The following is a 22,931-nucleotide window of genomic DNA, read 5'->3' on the forward strand; positions in this document are numbered from 1 at the left end:
TCATGTGTCTCCTGCACCGGCGCGTGCGCGCTGCAGGATGCGTCGCAACCCTTCGATCGGCACCATCAACCAGCCGGGCCGGTTGGCGGCTTCATAGCGCACCTCGTAGCAGGCCTTCTCCACCAGGAACAGCAAGGTGGCGGCGTTGAACGCCGCCGGCGCGATCCACGGGTGGGCGCTGGCGTCGAGCACGGCATGGTAAGCGTCCAGGAAGGCCTGTGTGGAGCGGCGGCGGAATTGCACCAGGAATTGGTCCAGATGCGTGTCCACGCCGACCCCGGCGCGCGCGGCCGTGCCCTCCTCGCCGCGCGCCGACACTTCACTGGCGTAATCGAGCGAGCGCAGGAAGCCGGCCACGTCGCGCAGCGGGCTGGCCTTGGCGCGCCGCTCGGCCAGCGGCTTGGCCGGTTCTCCCTCGAAGTCGATCAGCACCACATCGTCGAAGGCCACCAGGATCTGGCCCAGGTGGAAGTCGCCATGCACGCGGGTCAGCAGCGAATCGGCCAGCACGCTGGGCGCCCGGGCAAGCAGTGCATCCAGCTGCGGACGTTGCGCCAGAATGGCCTCCAGCGCCTCGCGCTCGGCGGGCTCCTCGCTGGCGGCCAGGCGCGCGTTGACCGTGTCCCACATCTCTTCGACCTGTCGCGCCACCCCGGCCACCACATCGTTGGCGGTGGGCAGGTCGATGCGCTGCGGGGCGAAGTCGGCATCGTCGGTGTCGCGCGACAACGCTTCGTGCAGCTCTGCCAGGCGCTTGCCCACCACCGCCGCGAACGCGTCGTAACCGGCGATGGCTTCGGCGCGCGCCTCATCGGTCTGCGCGGTGGCGTACTCGTCGAAGCTGCGCGCCAGATGGTCCAGCGTCCAGCGCCAGGCATCGCCCTGGTTGCGGATGAAGCCCTGCAGCAGCGCGATAGTGGTCACCGTGCCCTGGTTGTCGATACGGCTCACGCTGCCCAGCAGGGGCGCGGCATTGGCGTAGCCCATCTCGGTGAGCCGGCGGCCGATCTCGATCTCGGGATTGGCGCCGGTGGCCACATGCCGCAGCAGCTTGAACACCGCCTTGTCGGCCACCACCAGCGAACTATTGCTCTGCTCGGCCGACAGCCAGCGGATCTCCGGGTCGTCCGGGATCTCCAGCGCGGCCAGCGCCGGGGTGGATTCGAAGCGCACCTGGCCCTGCTGCGCGGCATCCTCGCCGTCGTGGAAATCCAGCGTGGCATTGCGGCGCAGCGCATCGATCACCCCGCGCACCATCGGCTTGAGCGCGAACCCGTCGGTGAGGTAGCCCACCTCGCGGCCCTGGCGCACACGCGCCAAGGCCAGCTGCTCGGCCAGCGTACTGGGATGCTCGCGCTCCCACACGATACCCACCGGCAGCATGTAGCACTCGTGGCGGCCGTCTTCCAGCTCCACCGCCAGCTCCAGCAGGCTCATCGGCTCATCGCCGGGCAGCGGCGTGCGACGTGAAATGCGCACGCTGCGCAGGGCCTGGTCCTTGGCCGAGAACCAGCGCCGCGCCGACAGCCAGGCCGGCAGGATCTCGCCTTCCAGCGTAGGCAGGTGCGGCAGCAGCGCATTGCTTTCGTCGGTATCGCCGCGCAGCACCAGCGTGCGGTAGTCCGGCAACGGCACCGGGCTGGGCACGTGCCAGTCCGGCAGGGTGCCCTCGCTGACCAGCTGGAAGGCATAGAAGCCGAACGGCGGCACCGTCAGCAGGTAGGTCAGCCGCCCGATCGGCGGGAAGCTGCCGCCGCCGATGATGTCCACCGGCACGCGGCCCTCGAACTCGGACAAGTCCAGCTCCACTGCCTGCAGCGTATGCGACAGGTTGGCCACGCACAGCACCGTCTCGTCCTGGTAGCAGCGCAGATAGGCCAGCATGCGGCGGTTACCCGGGTACAGGAAACGCAGCGCGCCGCGGCCGAAGGCCTGGTAGCGCTTGCGCACGCTGAGCACGCGGCGGGTCCAGGTCAGCAGCGAATGCTGGTCGCGCACCTGCGCTTCCACGTTCACCGCCTGGAAGCCGTACAGCGGGTCCATCACCGGTGGCAACACCAGCTGCGCGGGATCGGCGCGCGAGAAGCCGCCGTTGCGGTCGATCGACCACTGCATCGGTGTACGCACGCCATCGCGGTCGCCCAGATGGATGTTGTCGCCCATGCCGATTTCATCGCCGTAATACAGCACTGGCGTGCCCGGCATGGTGAGCAGCAGGGAGGTCATCAACTCGATGCGGCGGCGGTCGCGTTCCAGCAATGGCGCCAGCCGGCGACGAATTCCCAAGTTGATGCGGGCGCGGCGGTCGGCGGCGTAGGTCTGCCACAGATAGTCGCGCTCGGAGTCGGTGACCATTTCCAGCGTCAACTCGTCGTGGTTGCGCAGGAAGATCGCCCACTGGCAGCTCTCCGGGATCTCCGGGGTCTGGCGCATGATGTCGGTGATGGGAAAGCGGTCTTCGCGCGCGATCGCCATGTACATGCGCGGCATCAGCGGGAAGTGGAACGCCATATGGCATTCGTCGGCGTTCTGGCCGAAATACTGCTGGGTGTCTTCCGGCCACATATTGGCCTCGGCCAGCAACATGCGGTCCGGGTATTCGGCATCCAGGGTGGCGCGGATCTTGCGCAGGATGGCGTGGGTTTCGGGCAGGTTTTCGTTGGAAGTGCCCGAACGCTCGATCAGATACGGCACCGCGTCCAGGCGCAGCCCGTCGACCCCGCGGTCCAGCCAGAAGCGCATCACTTCCAGCACCGCTTCCAGCACTGCGGGGTTGTCGAAGTTCAGATCCGGCTGATGCGAATAGAACCGATGCCAGAAGTATTGGCCGGCCACCGGGTCCCAGGTCCAGTTGGATTTTTCGGTATCGCAGAAGATGATGCGCGTGCCGGCGTATTCCTGGTCGGTGTCCGACCACACGTAGAAGTCGCGCTCCGGCGAGCCGGCCGGCGCATTGCGTGCGCGCTGGAACCAGGGGTGCTGGTCGGAGGTGTGGTTGATCACCAGCTCGGTGACGATGCGGATGCCGCGCGCATGCGCCTGCGCCACCAGCTGCTCGAAGTCTTCGATGCTGCCGTAGTCCGGATGCACCGCCATGTATTCGGCGATGTCGTAGCCATCATCGCGGCGCGGGCTGGGGTAGAACGGCAGCAGCCAGATGGTGTCCACGCCGAGCTCGGCGATGTAGTCCAGCTTGGAGATCAGCCCGGGAAAGTCGCCGATGCCATCGTCGTTGGAGTCGAAGAACGACTTGACGTGCACCTGGTAGATGATGGCGTCCTTGTACCAGCGCTGGTCGGCGACCACCGCCGACTGCTCTGCATCGGCCTGTAACGCTGCAACTGCATTCATGCGACCTCTCCTGCGCGGATGCGCCATAACGCGAACGGCCGCGTCGCCTCTAAGCGGATGTGCTGGTGTTTGCCGTACCACGTGAAGCGATGCCCATCCCATAGATCGTCCACCGCGACGCTGGCGTGGTCGGGCAGGCCCAGCTCCCAGAGCGGGATTTCGATATCCGCGTCCTGCCCCGCGTGCGGGTCCAGGTTGATCGCCACCAGCACCATGGTGCGGCTGCGCGACAGGTAGCCGGCATCCAGGAACTTGCCGAAATACAGCACCTGGTCGTTATGCGCCTGGTAGAAGCGCGTGCCCAGGTGCGACTGCAGCTCCGGATGCATGCGGCGCAGCTGGTTGAAGCGGGTGATCTCATCGACGATGTCGCCGGGCGCACGCTCGGGCCAGGCGCGCAACTGGAACTTCTCCGAATCCAGATACTCTTCCTTGCCCGGCGCCAGCGGCGTGGCCTCGCACAGTTCGAAGCCCTGGTACATGCCCCATAGCCCCGACAAGGTGGTTGCCAGCGCCGCGCGGATCAGATGGCCGTTGCGTCCGCTGGTCTGCAGGAAGAACGGGTTGATGTCCGGCGTATTGACGAAGAAATGCGGGCGGAAGCACTCGCTGGGCACGCCTTCGTTCAACTCCTGCATGTAGGCCTGCAATTCGTGCTTGTGGTTGCGCCAGGTGAAGTAGGTATACGACTGCGAGAAGCCGCACTTGGCCAGCCGGTACATCATCTTCGGTCGGGTGAAGGCTTCCGACAGGAACACCACGTCCGGCCGGCGCCCGCGCACGTCGGCGATCAGCCACTCCCAGAACGGGAACGGCTTGGTATGCGGGTTGTCCACGCGAAACAGCGTGACGCCTTCGTTGACCCAGAACAGCACCGCATCGCGCAGCGTGTTCCACAGCTCCGGCACCGCCCCGCTGGCATAGAAATCGACGTTGACGATGTCCTGGTATTTCTTCGGCGGATTCTCCGCATAGGGAATGGAGCCATCGGCGCGCCAGGTGAACCAGTCCTTGTGTTCCTTCAGCCACGGGTGGTCGGGCGCGCACTGGATGGCAAAATCCAGCGCCACTTCCAACCCCTGCCCGCGCGCAGCCTGGATCAGGCGGCGGAAGCCCTCGAGCCCGCCGAGCTCGGCATGCACCTCGGTGTGCCCGCCATCGCTGGCCCCGATCGCATACGGGCTGCCCGGCTCGCCGGCGACCGCGGTCACCGAGTTGTTGCGCCCCTTGCGATTCCTCAGGCCGATCGGGTGGATCGGCGGCATGTACAGCACATCGAAATTCATCGCGCGGATATGCGGCAGCCGCGCGATCACATCGTCGAAGGTGCCGTGCCGCGCCACATCGCCGCTCTGCGAACGCGGGAACAACTCGTACCAACTGGCAAAGTGTGCCGCGCGACGCTCCGATTCCACCCGAAAGGTGACCGGGTACTCGGAGCGGAACGGTTTGTCGTCGGCCAGCGCCATCGCCTGCGCGGTGTCCGGTTCCAGCACGATGGCCAGTTGCTGCAGCGGCTCGCCCTGTGCGCCGATGCGGGTAAGGATGTCCTGCAGCCGCGCTGCCAGCTCGCCCTCGCTGCGTGCATGCGCCGCCTCGACCACCGCAACGGCTTCCTGCACGTCCACCGGCAGCACCGTATCGGCCGCGCGCTTCTTCTCCAGATCCGCGTGCAAGGTGGCAAACACATCGCGCCACGCCTCCACGCGAAATTCGTAGGTGCCGATGCGCTCCAGCGGAAACTCCGCGCGCCAGCGGTCGTTGCCCAGTGCGCGCATCGGTGCGCTGGCCCAGCTCTTGGCATCGGCCGCACGCCACAGTACCGCCACCGCGATGCGGTCGTGCCCATCGCAGAACGCATCGGCCTCCACGCAGATGCGGTCGCCCACGGTGCGCTTGACCGGGAAGCGGCCGTGATCCACCGACGGCGTCACCGACTCGATGCAGACGCGTGGCCAGGTGCCGGCGGTCTGCGCGCGCGGACGCATGCGCGGCACCGCCAGCACATGCCGTGCCGGCACGCTGCGATACACCCGCACCTCGCCCGGCTCCAACGCGTCCAGCGTCGCGCCCGACAGCGTGCGCCCATCCTCGGCCACCAGCGCCTCGGCATCGCCCAGCAACCGCAACAGGTCGGAGGCCGCCACCGGCACCACATGCCGGGTATCGCTATTGATCAATAACAAGGACGGCAATCCGCCCAGCGGCTCCACCGCCACGGCGGTTAGCCCGGTCGCCTCGCGCAACAGCGGACGCAGCCGCAGGCCGGCGTTGCTACCCGGCAGCCGGTCGCGGCTGCGCAGGGACGCCGGCAAGGCGTGCAGCTGGGTCTCGTCCAGCAACCATGCCCCACCCAGCGCCAACGCCAGCTGCCAGTGCTGTTCCGGCGCTGCGGCACGCTTGCCATCGGGCGCATCCAGCACCGCCACGACCTGCGACGCCAGTGCGCGCAACGCCGTATCTTCCTCGAAGAACCAGCTGCCGCGCCCATCCCACCAGGCCAGCGAAGAGAACGCCGCATCGAAGCCCGCGCCGGACAGCTGCTGCAAGGCGTCCAGGCCCAACCCGGGCGTCCATGCGGCAAAGACCACCTCCGGCACCTGCGCATGCAAGCGTGCAATCAACTCGCGCCAACGCTGTGCCGGCACCTGCTGCGGCTGTAACAGGCGGAAGCCACCCACGCCCTGCCCGGCCCACTCCAGCAGGCGCGTGCTCCACCATTCCACCAGGGCCGCACCTTCCTGCGCATAGCTGAAGCGGGCCTCGGCCACCTCGGGCGTGGCCCGCGGCTGACGCGGGTCCGGCACCGCCGTGCTGCGCGCCCGAAACCACTGTGGATTGTCGCGCACCACCGCGCTGGCGCCACCGACCTCGTCCAGCCGCACGTCGATCAGCAGCTGCACGCCGGCCTGCTGCGCGGCCTTCACCGCCTCGCGCAGCCGCGCTTCGTGTGCCTCGCCGCCGCCGGTGGGCTCCATCAGCCGGCCTTCGGCGTCGCGCGCGAACGGCGCTGCCATCACTACGTAGTCGCAACCGGCATCGCGGGCGGCCACACAGCGCTGCTCCAGCCCGCTGGACGCCACGGTTGCGTCATTGAGAACACAGATCCGCATGACGCCCCCTAGCAGGCAACGGCGCGCGAACGCACCGTGACGGAAGACCCCACGCGGTACACCCCGCGTTGCACTGTCGCAGGCGCTGCCACGCGGCGCGCCAGTCCACCACCTGCCCGGACCACCCCCTGCCCACACGACACCGGGACGCCCCTGCCTACCGTGACTGCACTCATGCGCAACTCCGCAACGATTGTTGACCCATGCAGTCAAGCACCCCCGTTGCGAAGTTCATGTGTCGGTGGAATTGACGAAAATCCAACAAGCGTGAAATGGCGGTGACGACCGCGGCCGCATGGAGCGGCGCGCCCCCCATAACCCGGCGCGCACCGATGCAGTATGCTGCCCACTCGTTTGCAAGGAGCGCACGGATGCGGAGTTATGTCGCGATCGCAGCGATGGTCGTCGCCGCGGTTGCACAGGCCAGGGAGCCCAGGCTGAAGTTGGAGCGCGCGCACGAAATTGCCATGCTCTGGCAGGATTTCAGCGTCAACGACGACATCGTGAAGGAGGACTACGTAGGCTCCCTGCGAGTCGCCGACCTGGACCAGGACGGTACTCATGAAATCGTCTACCTCAGCGCATCCTATTGCTCAGCGTCCACCGCAGACTGCCCCAACGGCATCACGGTCCTCAGCAAACTCATTCCCAGAAAGACGTCCGCTCGTCCTATCACGGACCAATGGGAAATCAGGGCGCGCAAGACCGGCTACACCCCGGATGCAACCGAGCACATTCCTGGCGAAGTCATGGATCTGGCGATTTCCGGCAATCGCATCGACGTGGCCTTTGTCGTACAGAAGCAGTCTTCCATCTGCAAACGGGAATTGCGCAATGCGGACGGATCGGAGCGCTGCCCTGCACCGGGCCGCTACACTTGGGCCTACACCTGGAAGCGCGGCAGCCTGACGCGGGTCACGCAGGGCGAGCGCTACGAGCGAAACGCCTCAACGGGCAATTTTCCGGTGCCGGTGCTGGGCACATGGGTCACTGCCGGCGTTGCGTGCGGCGATCCGGACATGGCCGATCCCAAACACACCCTCACAGTGGAGTGGAACAGCATGGTCGGCAAAGGCGAGGAACTGTGGCCTGCCGCGGTCACCTTGCTGGCGCGCACTCCCTGGACCTGGCGGATCATCACCACCTCGGCAACACCGCCACACAAGGAAGTCCCCGCCGTCTTCATGCTGAGCGAAAGGGAATCACGCCTGATCATTGCCGACCAGACGCGGGTCAGGACGTTTGATCGCTGCCGCTAGGTGCCGCATCAGCATGGCCTGTCTAGCGCAGTCACCGCGTTGAAGCGGTAACTGATGTCACTGGAGTGGACATGCCGTTCAAGGAAACGCGTGCTCATGCTCGAATGCGCGTTGCGGAAGTGGCTGACCACACCAAGGGCAGACCCGCGCGACCACGGGCTCACCGTTGATCGACCAGCGTGGATCGCCCAGGAACGCCGCAAGGCAAAGCGGACGTCGGCCCCATCGTCTGTCACCGATCGGAGCATACGGATACGGCACTCACCTGTCGGGTCGGGCACACCGCGTTGCTCGCTTGGAAGAGCAGGCATCCAACCAGGCACCGTGCCATGGCTGGCAAGGCGAACATGGACGTAATCGATCAGCCACAGAGTGCACGCTACCACCGCGCCCAGCGCACTGCCCCTGCCAGCAGCGGATAGACCACGCGCCACGCGATGGCCGAGGCTGCCACCACCAACAGCCCGAACAGCGTAGGCAGCACGGCACCAAAGACGAAGGTCATTCCCAGCACGAACCCGAACAGGTACTCGGCACGATACGCGGGCACGACCAGGCTGGTCGCTACGATGCACAGGAACACGGCCGATGCCGCCGATTCGCTTCCTGTCACGAAGGCCACCGAGAGCACGATGCCCGCAGCCATCGCACCAACAGCCCCCAGCACCGCGTACCGGATCGCGTCAGGCGAGCCAGATGCGCGGCGGCTCACCAGATCACCGGCCAGCGCTCCCAACCCCGGCAGGACCAGCAAACCCCACCAGTTGGAAATGGTCGGCAGATCCGCGCGATTGAGCAGATGATGGCTCCTGACGCCGCCATGCAGGAACTCCCAACCCAGATGCAGCCCGGCCACGGCGATGGCAAGTGCCACGGGCCCCCATCGCACCCCAGCCTGTCCCTGTCTTTGCATGTTTTGTTCCTTGTCGGTAGCGGCCCTGCCGCACACGTGCCTGCGCCAGGGCCCCAAGCTGCGCTGCGCAGAATGATCATAAGCGGGGGGTAAGGCGTCGAAGGCTGTGCCTGGCGGCACCATGACTTCTGGCAGCGGCGCTGTGTGGCAACGACATCATGCAGTCGAATGAGGCATCGGCCCGCTCACGGTCGTCAGCCTCACCCTGGCTATCGGAACCGATCGCCAAGGAAACAGCTTATCTGGGCGAGCGAGCCGAACGCGCTGGTCCCGAGGGATCAGGACTGGCTGCGGTAGCGCTGATGGATCCAATGTTCGATGGCCACTGCCACATCGGCACAGTTCAACCTCGCCGCAGTAACGATGTCCTCGCCCGTCGGGGGGCAGATGATCCCCAGCTCGGCTTCAAGCCAGGCACGCAAGCCGGCGGCGGAATCGGGATCCGCTGGACGCTGGCTCAGGTCATCGAAGCCGAGCTCGTCGTAGCCGATTCCGAACAGCTGGAGAAACTCGCGAAAATTACGTGCCAGGACGCTATTTCCGTTTCCCTCCGAACCGAGATGCACAATCGGCACAGTGCCCGCGTCCAGGCTGTCGCGTAACCAGAAGGCCAGGATCGAACCGTCCGGCCCGGCGCCGAAGTAGGCGAACTGCGATGCCATCGCCTCATCGCCGTCGAACCAGGCCTGGACGCCACCGAAATCGTCCGGCCTGATCTTCATGCAACCGCTGATGGGATAGCCGGTCCTGTCCAGGTAATCGCACACCATGCGCAGCTCCACGGGCAGCACCGTTCCGACGGGCACGTGTGCGGCGATGCGTTCGAACTTGGTCATCGTTCAAGACCCTCCAGCTGCATGCAAGCGACCTGCCCGATCCTCGCCGGCGCGCCGATATCCGTCAATCCGAACAGTGGGTAGCCCGAACTGAGCGGCACGCCTGTCCCAGGCAGCCAGCCTGGCAATGCAGGCCATCGGACAGCCCGCGAACTTGTGCAACTGCGCGTTCGAGCCACAGGGTCAAGCGTCGAAATAGTCCGGGTAGTAACGTGGGCTGATGCAATGCTTGTTGTCGACTGGCGGATCGATCGGCTCGAGGCCTAACGCCATCAAGGCCGGCTCGATACGCGCTGCATGCGCGACGTTGGCGTCAGTCACCCCATAGCCATCCGCCACAGAGAAGCGGATCTCGTCCGCGCCGCACCAGACAAACACCGGCCCGCCATGCATCTGCTGCCACCCAGGCTGTTCGATCAGGGAACCGGGAATCAACGAAGCAAGTGCGGCAAACACATCGCCCGCGTAGGCGCGCCCCACTTCCGGCTGTGGCGGCACCACACGATGCCGCACCGGCGCAATCCCCAAGCTCGCGAACGCATGCTCCAGCGTCTGCAGCGACGGATAGCCGAACGCAGCAAGCAAGCGGTCACCGTCATTGGCATGCCCACCCGCGGCCCTGACAAACCGAAACACACGCAAACGCCTCGCCCAGGCGCGCAACTGCATCTCGGCATGTTCTTCAAACAACCAACGCGACCAAGCGTCCATACCGTCCTCGTTGCCTTGAAGCGTATCGCCGCCCACCGGCCAGACCCATCCGTGGATGGGCACTGTGTCCTTGCGGCGACGGGATGTCACATTCGTAGCAGTGGCTGACGCCAAGCTGCTCGAGCCAGCGCTCGCGTCGGCATAGGATGGCATGAACCGGTCAGCGACAAGTGGCGCCGTCGCCCAAGCTGCAGTGTTGCGGGGGTCGGCAGGTGATCCCAATTCCGTCGCCGTGAGCGCCCTCGTTCAACGCACCTGAAGTTTTGGCCTGAGATCTTCCACCAAGCGCTTGCGACTGCTGCGCGGATACTCCAGCGGTGAGAATGGCATCGCGGCTGCTTCGTATTGGCCGATAGTATCCAGGCACTGTCGCCTTTGCTCCGCCGAATACACGTCCTTCGATCCGTTGTCGCTCATCTGTATCAATACTTCCTGCAAGATCTCCTTTCGCGCGATGGAGGCTTCCGACGAGACGTCCGCGACGCAGAGACTGAAGACCCCTTTCAAGAAGTGGTGCCAGCCACTCTCGGTGCGCTTGTCGAGACCTTCGGCAATGACGCTACCCGTCTCGGTAAAACTGTCGGGCAAGCGATACACCGTCTTGTCGAGTTCCATGAGCGCGGCTGCGAAATTGCGCCTGAAGCGCTCTTTCAGGGCGGTATGCGCCCGCTGCGCACCCTCGCTGGCTCTCGCCTCCAACGCCAGCACCACCCAGGCGGCGTTGCCCGGATGGAAGTATCGCCCGGGCGCCAGCGCGTGCACCTGAAATTCGCCAAAGGCCTGCGAGATGAATCGACCGTCCTCGGTGACCGTGTAGGAGGGCTCGGGCACGAGCCTTTCATTCACCAGCAGGGTCAGTGTATCGGGCGAAATCGCACAGGCCGCAGCCAACTGCTCGGCGGTCCAGTAGTGATGGTCCAGATACGCTTCCAGATCGCTCATGCGATGAACGGTGCTCCATGCAAGACACGTCGCCCCAACGCGACATGCGGCCATCCTCCCAAAGTCGTTTGCGGCCGTCAATCGCACCTTCGGCAGACACACTCCATCGCTACACGGAATGCCATATTCCGTTAACGAATGATCATTTCGCAGTTGAAGCGCCCCGATTCTCCGGCTTGATGGCATTTTCGAGTCACTGACGACGATGACGCATGCCTCACAAAGCGGCCATGAATGCGAGGGCCCGCCCGAGCACTTCGATTGCACGCAGAAAAGTTCGCACTGTGTTTACCCGAACCGCTGATGGCGGCATGCAAGACGGTGTCTGCGTGCCGCACGTCGACCGTGGGCTCGCGTTGATCGAGGCATAAGCTCTGGCGCCAGCGATCCGTGCGCTGCAATCGCGGCTGGCACCGCTATGCGTCCAGTGAATGATGTGCCGGCCATCAACGCCGCACATCAACAACCCCGCAAGCCGAGGCGGCGGCACGCCGCCATTTCTCCCCCAGCGAGGACATGCCGTGACGAAGATCCCTTCAGCTAGCACTTCCCAGCCAACGCGATCGACAAATGAAGAGGTGGCGATCGAAATGCCACCACTACAACAGCTCAACGAGACACCGTCACCTGCGGCGGGCCCTGCACTGTCGGGCCTGGCTCGTAGGCCTTCCGGACGACGCAGCAACTCGGAACGCAGCGAAGGATCTGGCGACACTGCCGACAGACACCAACACACCGGTGAGAGCCCGCTGCTGCATACCTCAGGCGCGTCGCTGCTGCATGGCAACGAGAGCAGCAGCGAGCACTTCTTCGATGCCGACGAGTCCTTTTCGTCGGCAGGCTCTTCTTCCATTCCGCACCAACACCCTGCGCCACCAGATCCGCAAGTGCACACATCTGCAATCACCAGCGCAACGACACGCACCGAGCGCTTGGGTGCACTGGCTGCATCGATCGGAACCGGCGCAGCGCATGGCGTGCGCACCATCCTTGGACCGACCGCCACCGCGGTGATGGCTGCAGCGCGCGGCGCACTACCGCTCAGTTTTGACAAGCAATACCTGGGCGCTGCGTTGGGGCACCTGGTGCACCAGTCCACTTCAGTGGGGCCAACCACATTCGCGCGCGAGTTGCTGGGCGAGGGATTGTTTGCCGCTCTTCGCCAGCTCCCGCCTGAAGCGGTCGTCGCCCTGCAGGCTGTGTCGGGCACGCTGCAGATGGCGCTGCATACACTGCGAAGCAACCGCGAGAAACGCAACCCAGACGCGGCAGCGCGAGGCTTCCACAATCTCAGTCTCGAACAATGGGATGCCTTGTCCGAAGACGAACGCAACGACAAGAAAGCCGAGCAGCAACATTACTCGGATCTGGTCACCCGGCTTGCGCTGGGCGGCATCCTGAGCAACATCGCCGTGGGTGCGGCCGGCAAGGCATCCGGCCAACCGGAGATGGCGGCCAGGCTGCTGGCCAGTGATCTGAAGATCGCCGCTTATGCCGCAGCGCGCGACACGATCCAGGCGACTTTCAAGATGGTGGGAACGGCCGGACCCACTAATGGCGGAATCAGCGATCCGCACATCACCAGCGCCGGCAGGTTCTACGGCATGGCCAACGTGCTGACCAACCTGGCATCGAACGAGCTGGCATCGCCGGACTTTGCAGCGGCCAGGCAGCGCTGGGCAGGGCTGAACTCGCCTTTCAACAAAGGGGAGGCGACCCGCGTCATCTTTCGTCAATCGGCAGTGAACACCGCCTTGAACGTCGGCCTGGAGACATTGGACTGGATCAACGTCACCCAGCACGAAGCCGACGAAGCCGGGACCAAGCAAATCTGGGAACCAGCGTGGAAGGGCAAGCGCGAGGATTACGAGCGGGTGATGGATCACTCGGTCGCACGCACGGCCGCCATCAACTCCAATATCGCGCTCGGTACAGCCATCAACATGATTGGCGCCTGGGTCGGGTTGTCGCCTGCACGCAGCGGATTGCTCGCCAATACTGTGTCTGGCGTAGTTGCCGGCATGCAATACAAGACCATCGGTGCCACCTGGCAGGCCGAGGCAGCAGTTCGCGGCGCCGAAGCATCTCGCGCGCAGCCTGAATAAGCACAGCGCTCAAACCGCCGCGCTCGCCACCCGGTGAGCGCGGTGATGTACGTCGCTACACCCTCCACGGCTGCCGCGACAGCGTCATTCGACAACCACACCGCGCCTGATCAGAATCGCATGAATGGCGTGCGCATATTTATCGCGCTCCGCGGGTGTTTCGGAATGATAGGCGCCCACAGCGGCCCAGGTATTTCCGTATTTATTGGTCATCTCGCGTAGCCGCCAAGCCGCCACATACACGCTGACGCAAGGATGCATCAACGCGTCCTTGGAGATACCGTAGTTGGAGAGGCGTCGTAGGTGGATCGAATTGATCTGCATGCTTCCATAATCGATCGTACCGTTGTTGTTGCGATGGATCGCATCGGCACGGCCACGCGGCTCCTGCCACGCAATGGCGCCTAGCACACATGGATTGACATGTTGATAACTGGCGGCTTCTTCAAAGCAGTCTGCCCGTGCGAGCGGCGCGGCGCATAGCAACGCCACTGCAATCAACACCCGTCGCCGAGGCGCGGCAACAGGCCAGGGCTGTGAGCGGCTACAGATCCTGTCGTTGCTCGATACGCAGGCCACCTTCGCCAGTTGGCTGGCAGGACTGGGCTGCGAGGCCGCCGGTATCGCCCAGTGGCGATCGCCGCGCAACAGCACACGCAAGCTCTATTCGACGCTACGCGTCGGTCGCGAGGCGCTGGTCAGAAGATGGCCGATGGAACCTGTCTCACGCTGGCTGGAACGCTTGCGCACACTGCCCGACGCAGTGCGCGAGCAGATGACGCAAGTGCCGTAAAAACGTGGGGATACCTAAGTTTATTACTCCCTTCCTCTTTTAGGCAGCCCGTAAATTTTGTCGAGAACTGCGGACTAATTCTCATAACGAAGCAGTGAGCATCCCACGATGAGACGTTTTGTCGGCTTGGATCTGCTGAAGCCTGCATACACTGCGCCGCGAAACCCGATATCGCTGATTTTAGGAAACTCCGTAGGTGCAAGCAGTCTTTCTTGGTGGAAAAACAAGAGCCCAACCGCACTTAACATTGTAAATGAATTTCACACCATCAATATCTGGAGCCACAATGATCATTAACTCTATGGCCGACGGCCAAGTGACGTCCAATCAGCTTGTTGAATTCACGTTGCGCCCGATTTCGTACAGCTTGAAAGGCTCAAGCGGCACGCTCACTGGCACGGTGAATGCTGGCGAATGCAAGAATGTGGACGCCTCCGCTGTTGGCAAAGGCCCTTACAAGGTCACTTTGGGGTATGTAAACCACTCGTATCAGGCACAGCCTGTATCGGTGGATGACAACGACGCGCTGGTCACCTTCTGGATGGCGTTTCCTGCCGGGCCGAACGGTCCGCAGAGTCTGGTATTTCCGCTTCAACAGTAGAGCGGGCTGCGGCTTTGTGAGCATAGACAGTCACCCAGGAGCAGCCCGAGCTGATCTCGAGGCGCAAGGCTGATACATTTAATGGCGATTACATACGAACGCACGCCGCCGATCGTCACCGTAATAGTCTGTGCGGCCTCGGGTCCATGACACCCGAGGCCGTTCTGGGCATCGCTGCATCGCTGGCCAACACGGGCCGCTTCACCGAAGCGACCGAACTGGTCCGACCGCTCGCGCAGGCCACCCCTGATCATTGGCCCTATGCCTCTGCCCTCGCCGATCTGCTTGAAGCGAGCAACATGCAGGAGCACGCGATAGCGTCGCTTCAGAATTTCGTCGTACGCTCACCACACACAACCGAAGCATGGTCCCGGCTTGCCGGAATGCTTCATCAGGCTGGACAATTCCGCGCGGCGGTCGATGCCGCACGCCAGGTGACGTGGCAACGGCCAGATTTACCCCAAGCGCACAATCGCCTTGGTTGTCTGCTGGAATCGGAGGAGCCCGAGCTGGCACTGGCTGCATTTAGCTGTGCGAGCGCGCTTGCCGAAGATTGGACCACTCCGCGCCTCAACCAGTCACGCCTCCTGCGCGAACAGGCAAAGTGTTCGGAGGCGATCGCAATGCTACGCGACATGCTGGCGCGAGGACACGACCACTATCAGGTACATGTTGCGCTGGCGGAAGCACTGCTCGAAGACGGCCAGTACGATGAAGGATGGCAAGCCTACGAATGGCGTTTTGACGCAGGCGGACACACGCCAGCCTTTCCAGGCACGCACGCTCCTATCTGGGACGGCAGCCCACTCCACGGACGCATCCTCATGGTGTGGCTAGAGCAGGGTCTGGGCGACCAGCTGCAATTCTGTCGCTACCTCCCCTACATCGCCGCCTTGGGTGGACGTGTATGGCTGCAAACGCCACGCGTGTTGCAGCCGCTGTTACAGTCGCTAGGTGTGGTGGAGCGCTTCTTCGACGAAGGCGACGCCGCAGAAGGGTTCGATCTGCAGATTCCGCTACTCAGCCTTCCTCGCGTGCTTGCGAAGGTACTGCCGACAGTGCCCTGCAACGTTTACCTTTCCGCCAATGAGGTGCTGCCCGCCGCCACTGCTGCGCTGATCTCCACCCACTCCGCCACATTGCGGGTGGGATTGGTGCACGCCAGCCGTGCCGACCATCCTAGTGCGGCGCGGCGCGACTGTCCTCTGCAGTTGCTCAGCGGATTGGCGGAAATACCCAATGTCCGCCTCTACGGCTTGCAATATGATCCTGACGCTCCTCAGCCACTCTCCGACAGCTCGCTGGTGAACTTGGGCTCTGTGCTCGGCGACTTCGCGCAGACTGCAGCAATCGTGCGTGAGCTGGACCTTGTCATTACCGTTGACACCGCCATGGCGCATCTCTGCGGTGCCATCGGGCACCCGGTCTGGACGTTGCTTTCCCGGCCATGCGATTGGCGTTGGCAGGGGCATCGCAGTGCATCGGTCTGGTATCCGTCGATGCGCCTCTATCGGCAAGCACGGCGCGGCGACTGGTCATCGCCGTTGAACAGAATGGTTCGTGATCTCGCAGCGCTTGCCCAGCAAAAGGCTCATCGTGTCGGCCTTCCCCAATGAGCGTGGTTGCAGGGAGCAGAACGCCGACAGGGGAGCTGCCGTCGCTCTTCGTGGTTGCGCTGCCACGATCCCTGTCGACATGGGTCTTCGAAAGTGCCCGCGCCGCGCTGAACCTGCGGTCGCCCTCATGGACCAGTGCTGGCGAAATTCTCAACGTAGAGCGATGGGCCATGCTCTCGCAACAATGCGACGGCGGCCGCTTCACGCAGGAAAGCGACAGGGCGCGCTTCGAACGATGGTCTTGTTTCTTGGACACGGTGGTGCGCCCCTGCGATCATGCTTACAAGGATGTCGTTCAGCCCTTCGTGACCTCACGCTGGCTGTCGGAGGCAAACGGACAATCTTTGCGCCTGCTTCGGGTGAACCGACCATTGGCCGACGTCGCGTGGTCGATGTTGGAGGCCGGTTGGCACTATCCCGGTGTAGCCGCAAAGGTCACACTCACCAACGTAGATCGCGTCCTGTGCGGGCTGTTACAGGCCCGTGCCGCCTTGGCGCAACTGGATGCAATCGATATCGATTTCGACGCGCTGATACAAGGGTCCAGTGCCCTAAGCGAGGCACTTGAGCGGCTGTATCCGGAAGCCTCGATGCATCGCATTGCGCAAGGCAACAAGGATTTCCGCGCTCACTCGTATGCCATCCTGGAGCGCCGGTTGACAACTCAATGGCGTGCGTTAGCTGCTCGTATCGAAGAGCTTTCCTCGCCCTGAAGACGGCTTCACTACAAGAGTGTGGCTTGCGCTCAGAGGCGACCCGACTCTAGTTGCACCAGAGTGGTGTCGGCTGGGCCGTGTTTCAACAATAATCTGGATCGGGTCTCGTGTTGATTTTTCTCTGGATCCACCGACGTAATCACTCCAAGCCCGATAACTCGACAGCCGACGCGCATGAGCCATGCGCAGGTGAGTGGCGACGGGTTGGTCGGTCGTGTGCCACGCTGACGACCAGCTCGCCGTTGCGCATGCTTATGTGGAGTTTGCTGCCGATGGTGAAGCCGAGTTGTTCCAACCAGCGGCCGCGTAGGCGCAGCGTGGGGATGCGTTGGTGGCTGTCGGGGTAGTAGCCGTAGCCGACGGTGCAGTGTTGCGGGGCACGCGGGTGGCCTGGGCAACGCGGCTTGCTGGGATCGGGGCGGGGCTCGGGGATGGGGGTGCGCTCGACGTACGGTGGTGGCTTGAGTGTGGGGTCGAGGGTGCGCCAGACGACCTCGGTGGGCGGCGGCACCGTGGCGCGCTTGCGCGCTGGCTTGGGACTGGACGTGGATCGACGCATGGCAAAGCCCTCCTTGACGAACAGGCCCCGCCGCCGGGTGGCGACGGGATGTCGGGAGGTTAGAAACCGAAGACAGACGGCGGGCGTATTTCCCCGAAGGGTGTTGTATTAGCCGCCCTCCCGACGCAGGCGTTGCGTCGGCTGCGCCAGCAGGAAGCTGCAGGCACAAAAAACCCACCGGGATTTCGGAGGTGGGTACCGCTGTCTTAGGAGTTTCTACGCTCCGTGGCCAAAAGACTGCTACGCGCTGCGTGACATGTCAACTGGTTGATGCTGGCAATCTGGAAAGCGTTGATGGAAGATCTTGCTTACCGTTTGAAGCAGCAGAGGCAGAGTTGGATTGGAGAACGGAGAGTGCTACCACCCGCGCGCACTCATTGCTTCTCTTTCCAAGCAATGACCAAAACGGTCGACAAGAGTGCGTCAATGGCGTCAAGATCGATGGAGGCAGGCCATGAAATGGGGTCCTCGAAGCGTAGAGCCTGTGGATACCAAGCACGTAAGAACAAGAAGAAATTTCTTTTTCCTGTTATTGATGCTCCTTGCGGCTGGACTTCAGGGCGCATGCGCCGATCCTAGAGGAGATTCCACTACGCCATCTGCGTCAGCACCAGTCACTGCGCAGCATACGACTGCAGGCGATCGCTCGGAGTCAAGCAAGCCCAGAATTAGCTCTCAAGAGCTGGAAGCCAGGCTGCTTCGGTTTGTCGATGGATTCAAGTCATCAGCCGATATGAATTACATGCGCCTGGAGGCCGCACTGGGCGCAAAGTTCGGCGGCACCTCATACTTTGTGCATCCTTTTCACGTCATGAAAAATGTTCCCCTGAGTGACGGGTACACTTTTTACGCAACACATATACCCGCAGAAAAAATCTTCGCGAGCATGGAAGTCGCAGTCGGTTTCCCCGAAGGTATCGACCCAACCCGTACGCCTACCTCACGTTGCGTTTGGGATGCAACAACGCTGTCACGGAAACTAGAGGAGATCGGTTACAAGCGTGGTGGACAAAGGCCTTTCCAGGGAGGATGGCTGCGCCAGCATTGGCGCCCGCTCAACGACGGAACGCAGGGCTTCTCCGTCGCGTTGCTGATCTACCGAACCAGTGAAGACAGTGGCTCGCGCGAATGCGCTTACGGCATGCAGATCGATGGGGGCAAGTCATGATACGTGTCGACCCAAGAATCGAGCCCCTGCTGGCACAGATGGCAAACGATCCGCGCCTTCCCAAAGATGCTGAGTCCAGTATTCGTCAAGCGCTATCGGAGTCGCCCTACCTATCGAACTTGCTTGGCAATGCGATCGAGAAGGGGCATATCGGATCGATCGCGGTCTCGCACGGTCAGAACAACGGCGGTCATTTCCAGGATGGCAAAAATGGGAGCGCTGGCACGCTCAACATCAGCGCAGCAGCGTTCAGCGATTTCACGGGCGCGCAGCGTCTTGATTACATCACCGAAGTACTTGGGCATGAAACGATGCATGGTGTGCTGGCAGAGCATCGTGCTCAAGCACTGGCAGAGTTCGCAAAGACAATGGGCAACCGGATGCAGGAGGCGCACGAGAATCGCGAGGGTCAGGTCGACCTTACTGGGCCAACACGCGCGTATCTGGATAGCACCCGGGAGGATGAGGCGCTCTCAGAGATCTCAGGCATGCGTGCACTTCACGACCGCATCAAGCATCAGAACCCTGGAATGCCAGATGAAATGGTCGAACTTCGGCTGCTCCAGCGCTCGACCACACGTTGTGTAGATAGAGGGGTCGTTCCACCGCAGTTTGCCAGCGGATTGACGTATGAAAAGCTAACGACGCGCCCGTTCTCACGTAATGATGCGCTGACAAAGTCCGTGGAACAGTGCTTCTACGACGGTCGCGGCACGCTGGGCCCGCATGGCGACTCCGATTACCGGAACTACTATGGCGTCAATCCGATCAGTCACATCGCGCAGAGCTACGCGCATCTGGCGCAGGATCGCCAACCTCCGGAAGTTCGCATCGATCTCAAATCGTTGGGCCTGGACCCAAGACAGCTGGAGCGCAATGGGCTGGACCTCGGTTCTGCAAAGACCTTCAACATCGTTGACCTTGGCAAGGACGGCTATGGCATGGTCCAGCTCAAAGACACTGGCGCACGCGGCGTCAGCTCTCCCAATCTTGCGACACCGACCGGGCCAAGCCGCGCACTGACGCCTGCAGAAGCGGGGCACCCGGACCATGCCATGTATCAGCAGATCCGAAGCAAGGTGGAGCAGCTAGATGCAGTCAACGGCCGCACGTTTGATACCACCAGTGAACGAATGACAGCCAGTCTTCTGACGCTAGCCAAGGACAACGAGTTGAGCCGGGTGGACCACGTTTTGCTCAGCGAAAAAACCAAAGATCTTACGGCTGCACAGAATGTCTTCGTGGTACAGGGCAGACTGGATGACCCAGCGATGTTGCGTGCACATATGCCCACTGTCGAAGCAGCTCAACGCCCGGTGCAGGAAAGCTTTTCGCAACTGGAATCCGTCAACCAACGCCTGGAACAAGATCGCGCGCGGGGACAATCGCTAGAACAGCAGCGCTCGCAGGAGCAACAACAGCGCGGGCCGACTCCTTCGCTGTGAAGATGACCCAGCAGCCGAAGAAGGTTATCAACATGCTCAAATTCATCTGCTGATCGTCTACCAAAAACTCAACCTGATCAACCTGACCCCGTTCTTCATGATGATCTCTAACACCTGAGTTAAGAGCGGCTAACAAAACCCTTGAATTTTGTTGAGTCGGTGGCAACATTGCCTGCATGGCACGTCGCAACGAGATCCCAATTGCGCTGTGGAAGCGCATCGAACCACTGATTCCGCAGGTCAAGCCTTCCCCCAAAGGTGGACGGCCTCGTCTCAGTGATCAGCAGGCCCTCAACGGCATCGTCTATGTGCTACGTACGGGCATTCCGTGGGAAGACCTGCCTTCGGAACTTGGCTATGGCAGCGGCATGACCTGCTGGCGGCGGTTGCGTGATTGGCAAGCCAGCGGGGTGTGGCATCGTCTCCATCAGGTGTTGCTGGCCGAGCTACGTCGCGCCGACAAGCTGGATATGAGCCGAGCAAGTCTGGACGCCGCCAGCGTGGCCTCCCCCCGGGGGGCTCGTATACAGGGCCAAACCCAACCGACCGCGGCAAGCTCGGCAGCAAACGGCATCTGATCGTCGATCGCAACGGCGTGCCGCTGGCTGTGTGCGTCACCGGTGCCAATCGACACGACTCGGTTGTCTTCGAGGAGTTGCTTGATGCATTGCCTGCGATCGGTGGAAAACCAGGGCGCGCGCGACGCTGGCCAAGCAAACTGCATGCCGACAAGGCCTACGACATCGACCGTTGCCGCAATGCCCTCAAGCAGCGCGGCATCATTGCGCGGATTGCACGCAAGGGCATCGAACGCAACGACCGCCTGGGCCAGCATCGCTGGGTTGTCGAGCGCACGCACGCTTGGTTCGCCGGGATGGGCAAGCTGCGCATCCGCTTCGAGCGCAGCATCGATATCCACTTAGCGTTGCTCTCGCTCGCATGCTCCATCATCTGCTTACGCATGCTTCCTTGGTTTTGTTAGCTGCTCTAAGCCGCGCCGCCAAGCGGCGTCGGCTTGAATGAATTGTTATAACTCATTACGCAAAGACTTTTATGCCACTTTAATCCTGGCTAGTCAGGTTGACGCCGACAATATCTACATCCATACGAACACTAATTTCAGAGCTGCTGATATCGTGAGAAGCTGGCAAAATTTTTACTCGAGCCTCTACCTCTATGTTCCAGTCACTATCGTGGTCGTCGCCGTCTGAATCGATGTACTGCACAACGCACGCGCCCTTGATTCGAATAAAAATAGTGTCGGGTGCTTCTTCGCAAGAGTACTCGATCTTTTCTTGGTCAAGGCTTATGACGCTCCCTTCGTAGCTCCCGCGGTCTCCGTCGTCAACCTGGTGGCCATGTCCGATAACACGCTTGCCGATCTCCTCCACAAAAACTTCTTCAATTGATTTTGTAAACATCGACACAACTCCTTGTGAGGCATGACCCCTGAATTAAGCCGACACGGAAGCAACTTCGGCTTGAATGAGTTGTTAGCCCTCAGTGCCGCAGATTGAGTTGGCTCTGCTGAGCTCATCGGGCGCGAGATGGGTCTTGAATTCTGAAACTGCGTCTCTGAGCTTGCGAAAAGACGAGTGACTTACGTCCAGGCGTGTCTCGAACTCAGCCAGTGTGGCCTCATTAGCGTCTCGCAGCTTATGAAGGGTGCTCACAAGGTTATCCAGATTGGACTTAAAGCCTCCAAACTCCTCAAGTCCGTGCCGCGTATTTGTTGCCTGGAAGAGGCAAGTGACCTGGCTGTATGTGCGTCGATGAGCCTCAAGTGTTGCAAGTGCGTCGCTCCGAAACGCGGACCATCGCGCTTGAACTGAAGCCCTCCGACTCTCAACAAGGGACCAGATGGAAACAAGCAGCGCAATGGCAGAAAGCGTAAGCGCTAGCTTTTCTCCAACGGATACCTTTGATCGCTTCATGAGGGCTAGTGCCTGAATTAAGCCGGCCCGCGAAGCGGTTCGGTTTGAATGAATTGTTAGGCCCGCTTGGACGGAAACTTGAGAGCTACATCTTGTATGTCCATAGGCGATGCACTGTCCTTAAAGAATAACCTTCCACCGTCCTCGATGAAGTAGGTGAGCGACTGCTGGATGAGCGCAATGGCCAGCGTGAGAGATTGCCAGCTATCAACGCCGATTATTGTAAGGGGCTTGCTGGTAAAGCCCTCCATCCTAATGGTGCAGCCCCAACTCTCATCATCAATTTGGTGTGGTGTATTCAACGCAAAGTGAAAGGCCACCTTCTCGCCCTTGTCGGACTCTCCATCGCGTTCACTACTGGCAATAGCGTTCATGGTTGGTAGTGGGCCTAACACCTGAGTTAAGCAGTTCCGCGAAGCGGCGTCGGCTTGGACGAATTGTTAGGCCTCATCGCGGACCGCCACAAGGGCACCGCTGGCAGACCCGAGGAGGATGAGCCGCTCCTGTCGGTGCACGTACACCGACAGGAGCGACCGAGCGCGAGCGGCCGGTGGGCTCTCTGAGACGGAGACGGTGCAGCTAGAGTCTGCGGCCGCCAAAAACTGTAGCGAGGCGGCCGAAACATTCAGTGCGCCAGAATATTGCCGCTTTGCCGCAGCAATATTCTGCTCCGACGCCGGAAACCTATGTTTGTCGTGGCGGGTGCCGTCTTTGTTCCAGGAATACTCGCCTTTGAGACCCTTCCGCGTAATGTGTACGTGCTCTTGATGATGAGCTTCCCTTCCGTGCGGCTTGTCTATGCGGATGCTCCACGGTCCCTTCTGCGTGGCAGGCGTGTAGCAAACGAAGACCTCGGACATGATCCTCTC

General features: G+C 62.1%; 20 protein-coding genes and 1 pseudogene. 9 read left to right on the forward strand and 12 right to left on the reverse strand.

Annotation, left to right across the window (positions count from 1 at the left end; all coding sequences use genetic code 11):
* Positions 1 to 3,351 carry a maltose alpha-D-glucosyltransferase gene (gene treS, locus ACCQ05_RS20950; RefSeq protein WP_372392365.1) on the reverse strand — a complete coding sequence of 1,117 codons (3,351 nt, stop codon included), beginning with the start codon at positions 3,349 to 3,351 and terminating at the stop codon, positions 1 to 3.
* Positions 3,348 to 6,464: a maltotransferase domain-containing protein gene (locus tag ACCQ05_RS20955; RefSeq protein ID WP_372392366.1), complete on the reverse strand. Its 3,117-nt coding sequence runs from the start codon at positions 6,462 to 6,464 to the stop codon at positions 3,348 to 3,350. The genes treS and ACCQ05_RS20955 overlap by 4 nt, the downstream gene beginning before the upstream one ends.
* A 371-nt stretch (positions 6,465 to 6,835) precedes the next feature.
* Here ACCQ05_RS20955 and ACCQ05_RS20960 point away from each other — a divergent pair, with 371 nt between their 5' ends.
* Entirely contained in the window at positions 6,836 to 7,723 is an 888-nt protein-coding gene (locus tag ACCQ05_RS20960; protein ID WP_372392367.1) for a hypothetical protein, read from the forward strand.
* 379 nt (positions 7,724 to 8,102) lie between these two features.
* Here ACCQ05_RS20960 and ACCQ05_RS20965 read toward each other — a convergent pair whose 3' ends face one another.
* The 4 genes from ACCQ05_RS20965 to ACCQ05_RS20980 all read right to left on the reverse strand — a co-directional run bounded on the left by ACCQ05_RS20965 (position 8,103) and on the right by ACCQ05_RS20980 (position 11,125).
* Positions 8,103 to 8,597, reverse strand: coding sequence for a hypothetical protein (locus tag ACCQ05_RS20965; protein WP_372392368.1), 495 nt, complete (start codon positions 8,595 to 8,597; stop codon positions 8,103 to 8,105).
* A 317-nt stretch (positions 8,598 to 8,914) separates the two neighbouring features.
* Positions 8,915 to 9,472, reverse strand: coding sequence for a hypothetical protein (locus ACCQ05_RS20970; RefSeq protein WP_228964755.1), 558 nt, complete (start codon positions 9,470 to 9,472; stop codon positions 8,915 to 8,917).
* Positions 9,473 to 9,655: 183 nt separating this feature from the next.
* Positions 9,656 to 10,183: a hypothetical protein gene (locus ACCQ05_RS20975; RefSeq protein ID WP_372392369.1), complete on the reverse strand. Its 528-nt coding sequence runs from the start codon at positions 10,181 to 10,183 to the stop codon at positions 9,656 to 9,658.
* A 246-nt stretch (positions 10,184 to 10,429) separates the two neighbouring features.
* A complete protein-coding gene (locus ACCQ05_RS20980; RefSeq protein WP_372392370.1) occupies positions 10,430 to 11,125 on the reverse strand; it encodes a DUF6058 family natural product biosynthesis protein in 696 nt (231 codons plus the stop codon).
* Positions 11,126 to 11,646: 521 nt separating this feature from the next.
* Here ACCQ05_RS20980 and ACCQ05_RS20985 point away from each other — a divergent pair.
* Positions 11,647 to 13,230 (forward strand): hypothetical protein, encoded by a 1,584-nt coding sequence (locus ACCQ05_RS20985; protein WP_372392372.1) that lies wholly within the window; start codon positions 11,647 to 11,649, stop codon positions 13,228 to 13,230.
* Between the two features lie 84 nt (positions 13,231 to 13,314).
* On the opposite strand, the gene ACCQ05_RS20990 is transcribed toward ACCQ05_RS20985, so the two are convergent.
* Positions 13,315 to 13,782, reverse strand: a complete 468-nt coding sequence (locus ACCQ05_RS20990; protein ID WP_372394205.1) for a lytic transglycosylase domain-containing protein — start codon at positions 13,780 to 13,782, stop codon at positions 13,315 to 13,317.
* Here ACCQ05_RS20990 and ACCQ05_RS20995 point away from each other — a divergent pair.
* From ACCQ05_RS20995 to ACCQ05_RS21010, 4 genes and pseudogenes are all read left to right on the forward strand, one after another.
* A pseudogene (locus ACCQ05_RS20995) lies at positions 13,769 to 14,023 on the forward strand (IS4 family transposase); the annotation flags it as partial. The gene ACCQ05_RS20990 and the pseudogene ACCQ05_RS20995 sit on opposite strands and share 14 nt — an antisense overlap.
* Before the next feature lie 286 nt (positions 14,024 to 14,309).
* Positions 14,310 to 14,624 carry a hypothetical protein gene (locus ACCQ05_RS21000; RefSeq protein ID WP_228964759.1) on the forward strand — a complete coding sequence of 105 codons (315 nt, stop codon included), beginning with the start codon at positions 14,310 to 14,312 and terminating at the stop codon, positions 14,622 to 14,624.
* 146 nt (positions 14,625 to 14,770) lie between these two features.
* The gene (locus tag ACCQ05_RS21005) at positions 14,771 to 16,240 is read left to right on the forward strand and encodes a hypothetical protein (RefSeq protein WP_372392374.1); all 1,470 of its coding nucleotides are present in this window, start codon (positions 14,771 to 14,773) and stop codon (positions 16,238 to 16,240) included.
* Positions 16,237 to 16,953, forward strand: a complete 717-nt coding sequence (locus ACCQ05_RS21010) for a hypothetical protein (RefSeq protein WP_372392375.1) — start codon at positions 16,237 to 16,239, stop codon at positions 16,951 to 16,953. Before ACCQ05_RS21005 ends, ACCQ05_RS21010 begins: the two co-directional genes overlap by 4 nt.
* Before the next feature lie 142 nt (positions 16,954 to 17,095).
* Here ACCQ05_RS21010 and ACCQ05_RS21015 read toward each other — a convergent pair whose 3' ends face one another.
* Together ACCQ05_RS21015 and ACCQ05_RS21020 are read right to left on the reverse strand one after the other, a co-directional pair.
* Positions 17,096 to 17,515 carry a SymE family type I addiction module toxin gene (locus tag ACCQ05_RS21015; protein WP_372392376.1) on the reverse strand — a complete coding sequence of 140 codons (420 nt, stop codon included), beginning with the start codon at positions 17,513 to 17,515 and terminating at the stop codon, positions 17,096 to 17,098.
* A gap of 374 nt (positions 17,516 to 17,889) precedes the next feature.
* Positions 17,890 to 18,081, reverse strand: coding sequence for a hypothetical protein (locus ACCQ05_RS21020; RefSeq protein ID WP_372392377.1), 192 nt, complete (start codon positions 18,079 to 18,081; stop codon positions 17,890 to 17,892).
* A gap of 167 nt (positions 18,082 to 18,248) precedes the next feature.
* Here ACCQ05_RS21020 and ACCQ05_RS21025 point away from each other — a divergent pair, with 167 nt between their 5' ends.
* The 3 genes from ACCQ05_RS21025 to ACCQ05_RS21035 all read left to right on the forward strand — a co-directional run bounded on the left by ACCQ05_RS21025 (position 18,249) and on the right by ACCQ05_RS21035 (position 21,110).
* Positions 18,249 to 18,683 (forward strand): hypothetical protein, encoded by a 435-nt coding sequence (locus tag ACCQ05_RS21025; RefSeq protein ID WP_372392378.1) that lies wholly within the window; start codon positions 18,249 to 18,251, stop codon positions 18,681 to 18,683.
* On the forward strand, positions 18,680 to 20,128 hold the full coding sequence (locus tag ACCQ05_RS21030; RefSeq protein WP_372392380.1) for an XVIPCD domain-containing protein: 1,449 nt from the start codon (positions 18,680 to 18,682) through the stop codon (positions 20,126 to 20,128). Before ACCQ05_RS21025 ends, ACCQ05_RS21030 begins: the two co-directional genes overlap by 4 nt.
* A 176-nt stretch (positions 20,129 to 20,304) precedes the next feature.
* Positions 20,305 to 21,110, forward strand: a protein-coding gene (locus ACCQ05_RS21035) for an IS5 family transposase (protein WP_372390521.1) whose coding sequence is annotated in 2 segments (ribosomal slippage) — positions 20,305 to 20,635 and positions 20,635 to 21,110 — 807 coding nt in all. Because the reading frame shifts where the segments join, the coding sequence is not laid out codon by codon here.
* 79 nt (positions 21,111 to 21,189) lie between these two features.
* Here ACCQ05_RS21035 and ACCQ05_RS21040 read toward each other — a convergent pair.
* The 3 genes from ACCQ05_RS21040 to ACCQ05_RS21050 all read right to left on the reverse strand — a co-directional run bounded on the left by ACCQ05_RS21040 (position 21,190) and on the right by ACCQ05_RS21050 (position 22,922).
* Positions 21,190 to 21,549, reverse strand: coding sequence for a hypothetical protein (locus ACCQ05_RS21040; protein WP_228961556.1), 360 nt, complete (start codon positions 21,547 to 21,549; stop codon positions 21,190 to 21,192).
* A 569-nt stretch (positions 21,550 to 22,118) separates the two neighbouring features.
* Positions 22,119 to 22,436 (reverse strand): hypothetical protein, encoded by a 318-nt coding sequence (locus ACCQ05_RS21045; RefSeq protein WP_372392382.1) that lies wholly within the window; start codon positions 22,434 to 22,436, stop codon positions 22,119 to 22,121.
* Between the two features lie 66 nt (positions 22,437 to 22,502).
* On the reverse strand, positions 22,503 to 22,922 hold the full coding sequence (locus tag ACCQ05_RS21050; protein WP_372392383.1) for a DUF6367 family protein: 420 nt from the start codon (positions 22,920 to 22,922) through the stop codon (positions 22,503 to 22,505).
* Positions 22,923 to 22,931: the final 9 nt, after the last annotated feature.

The organism is Xanthomonas sp. NCPPB 3582, assembly GCF_041475735.2.
Classification (GTDB): domain Bacteria; phylum Pseudomonadota; class Gammaproteobacteria; order Xanthomonadales; family Xanthomonadaceae; genus Xanthomonas; species Xanthomonas codiaei.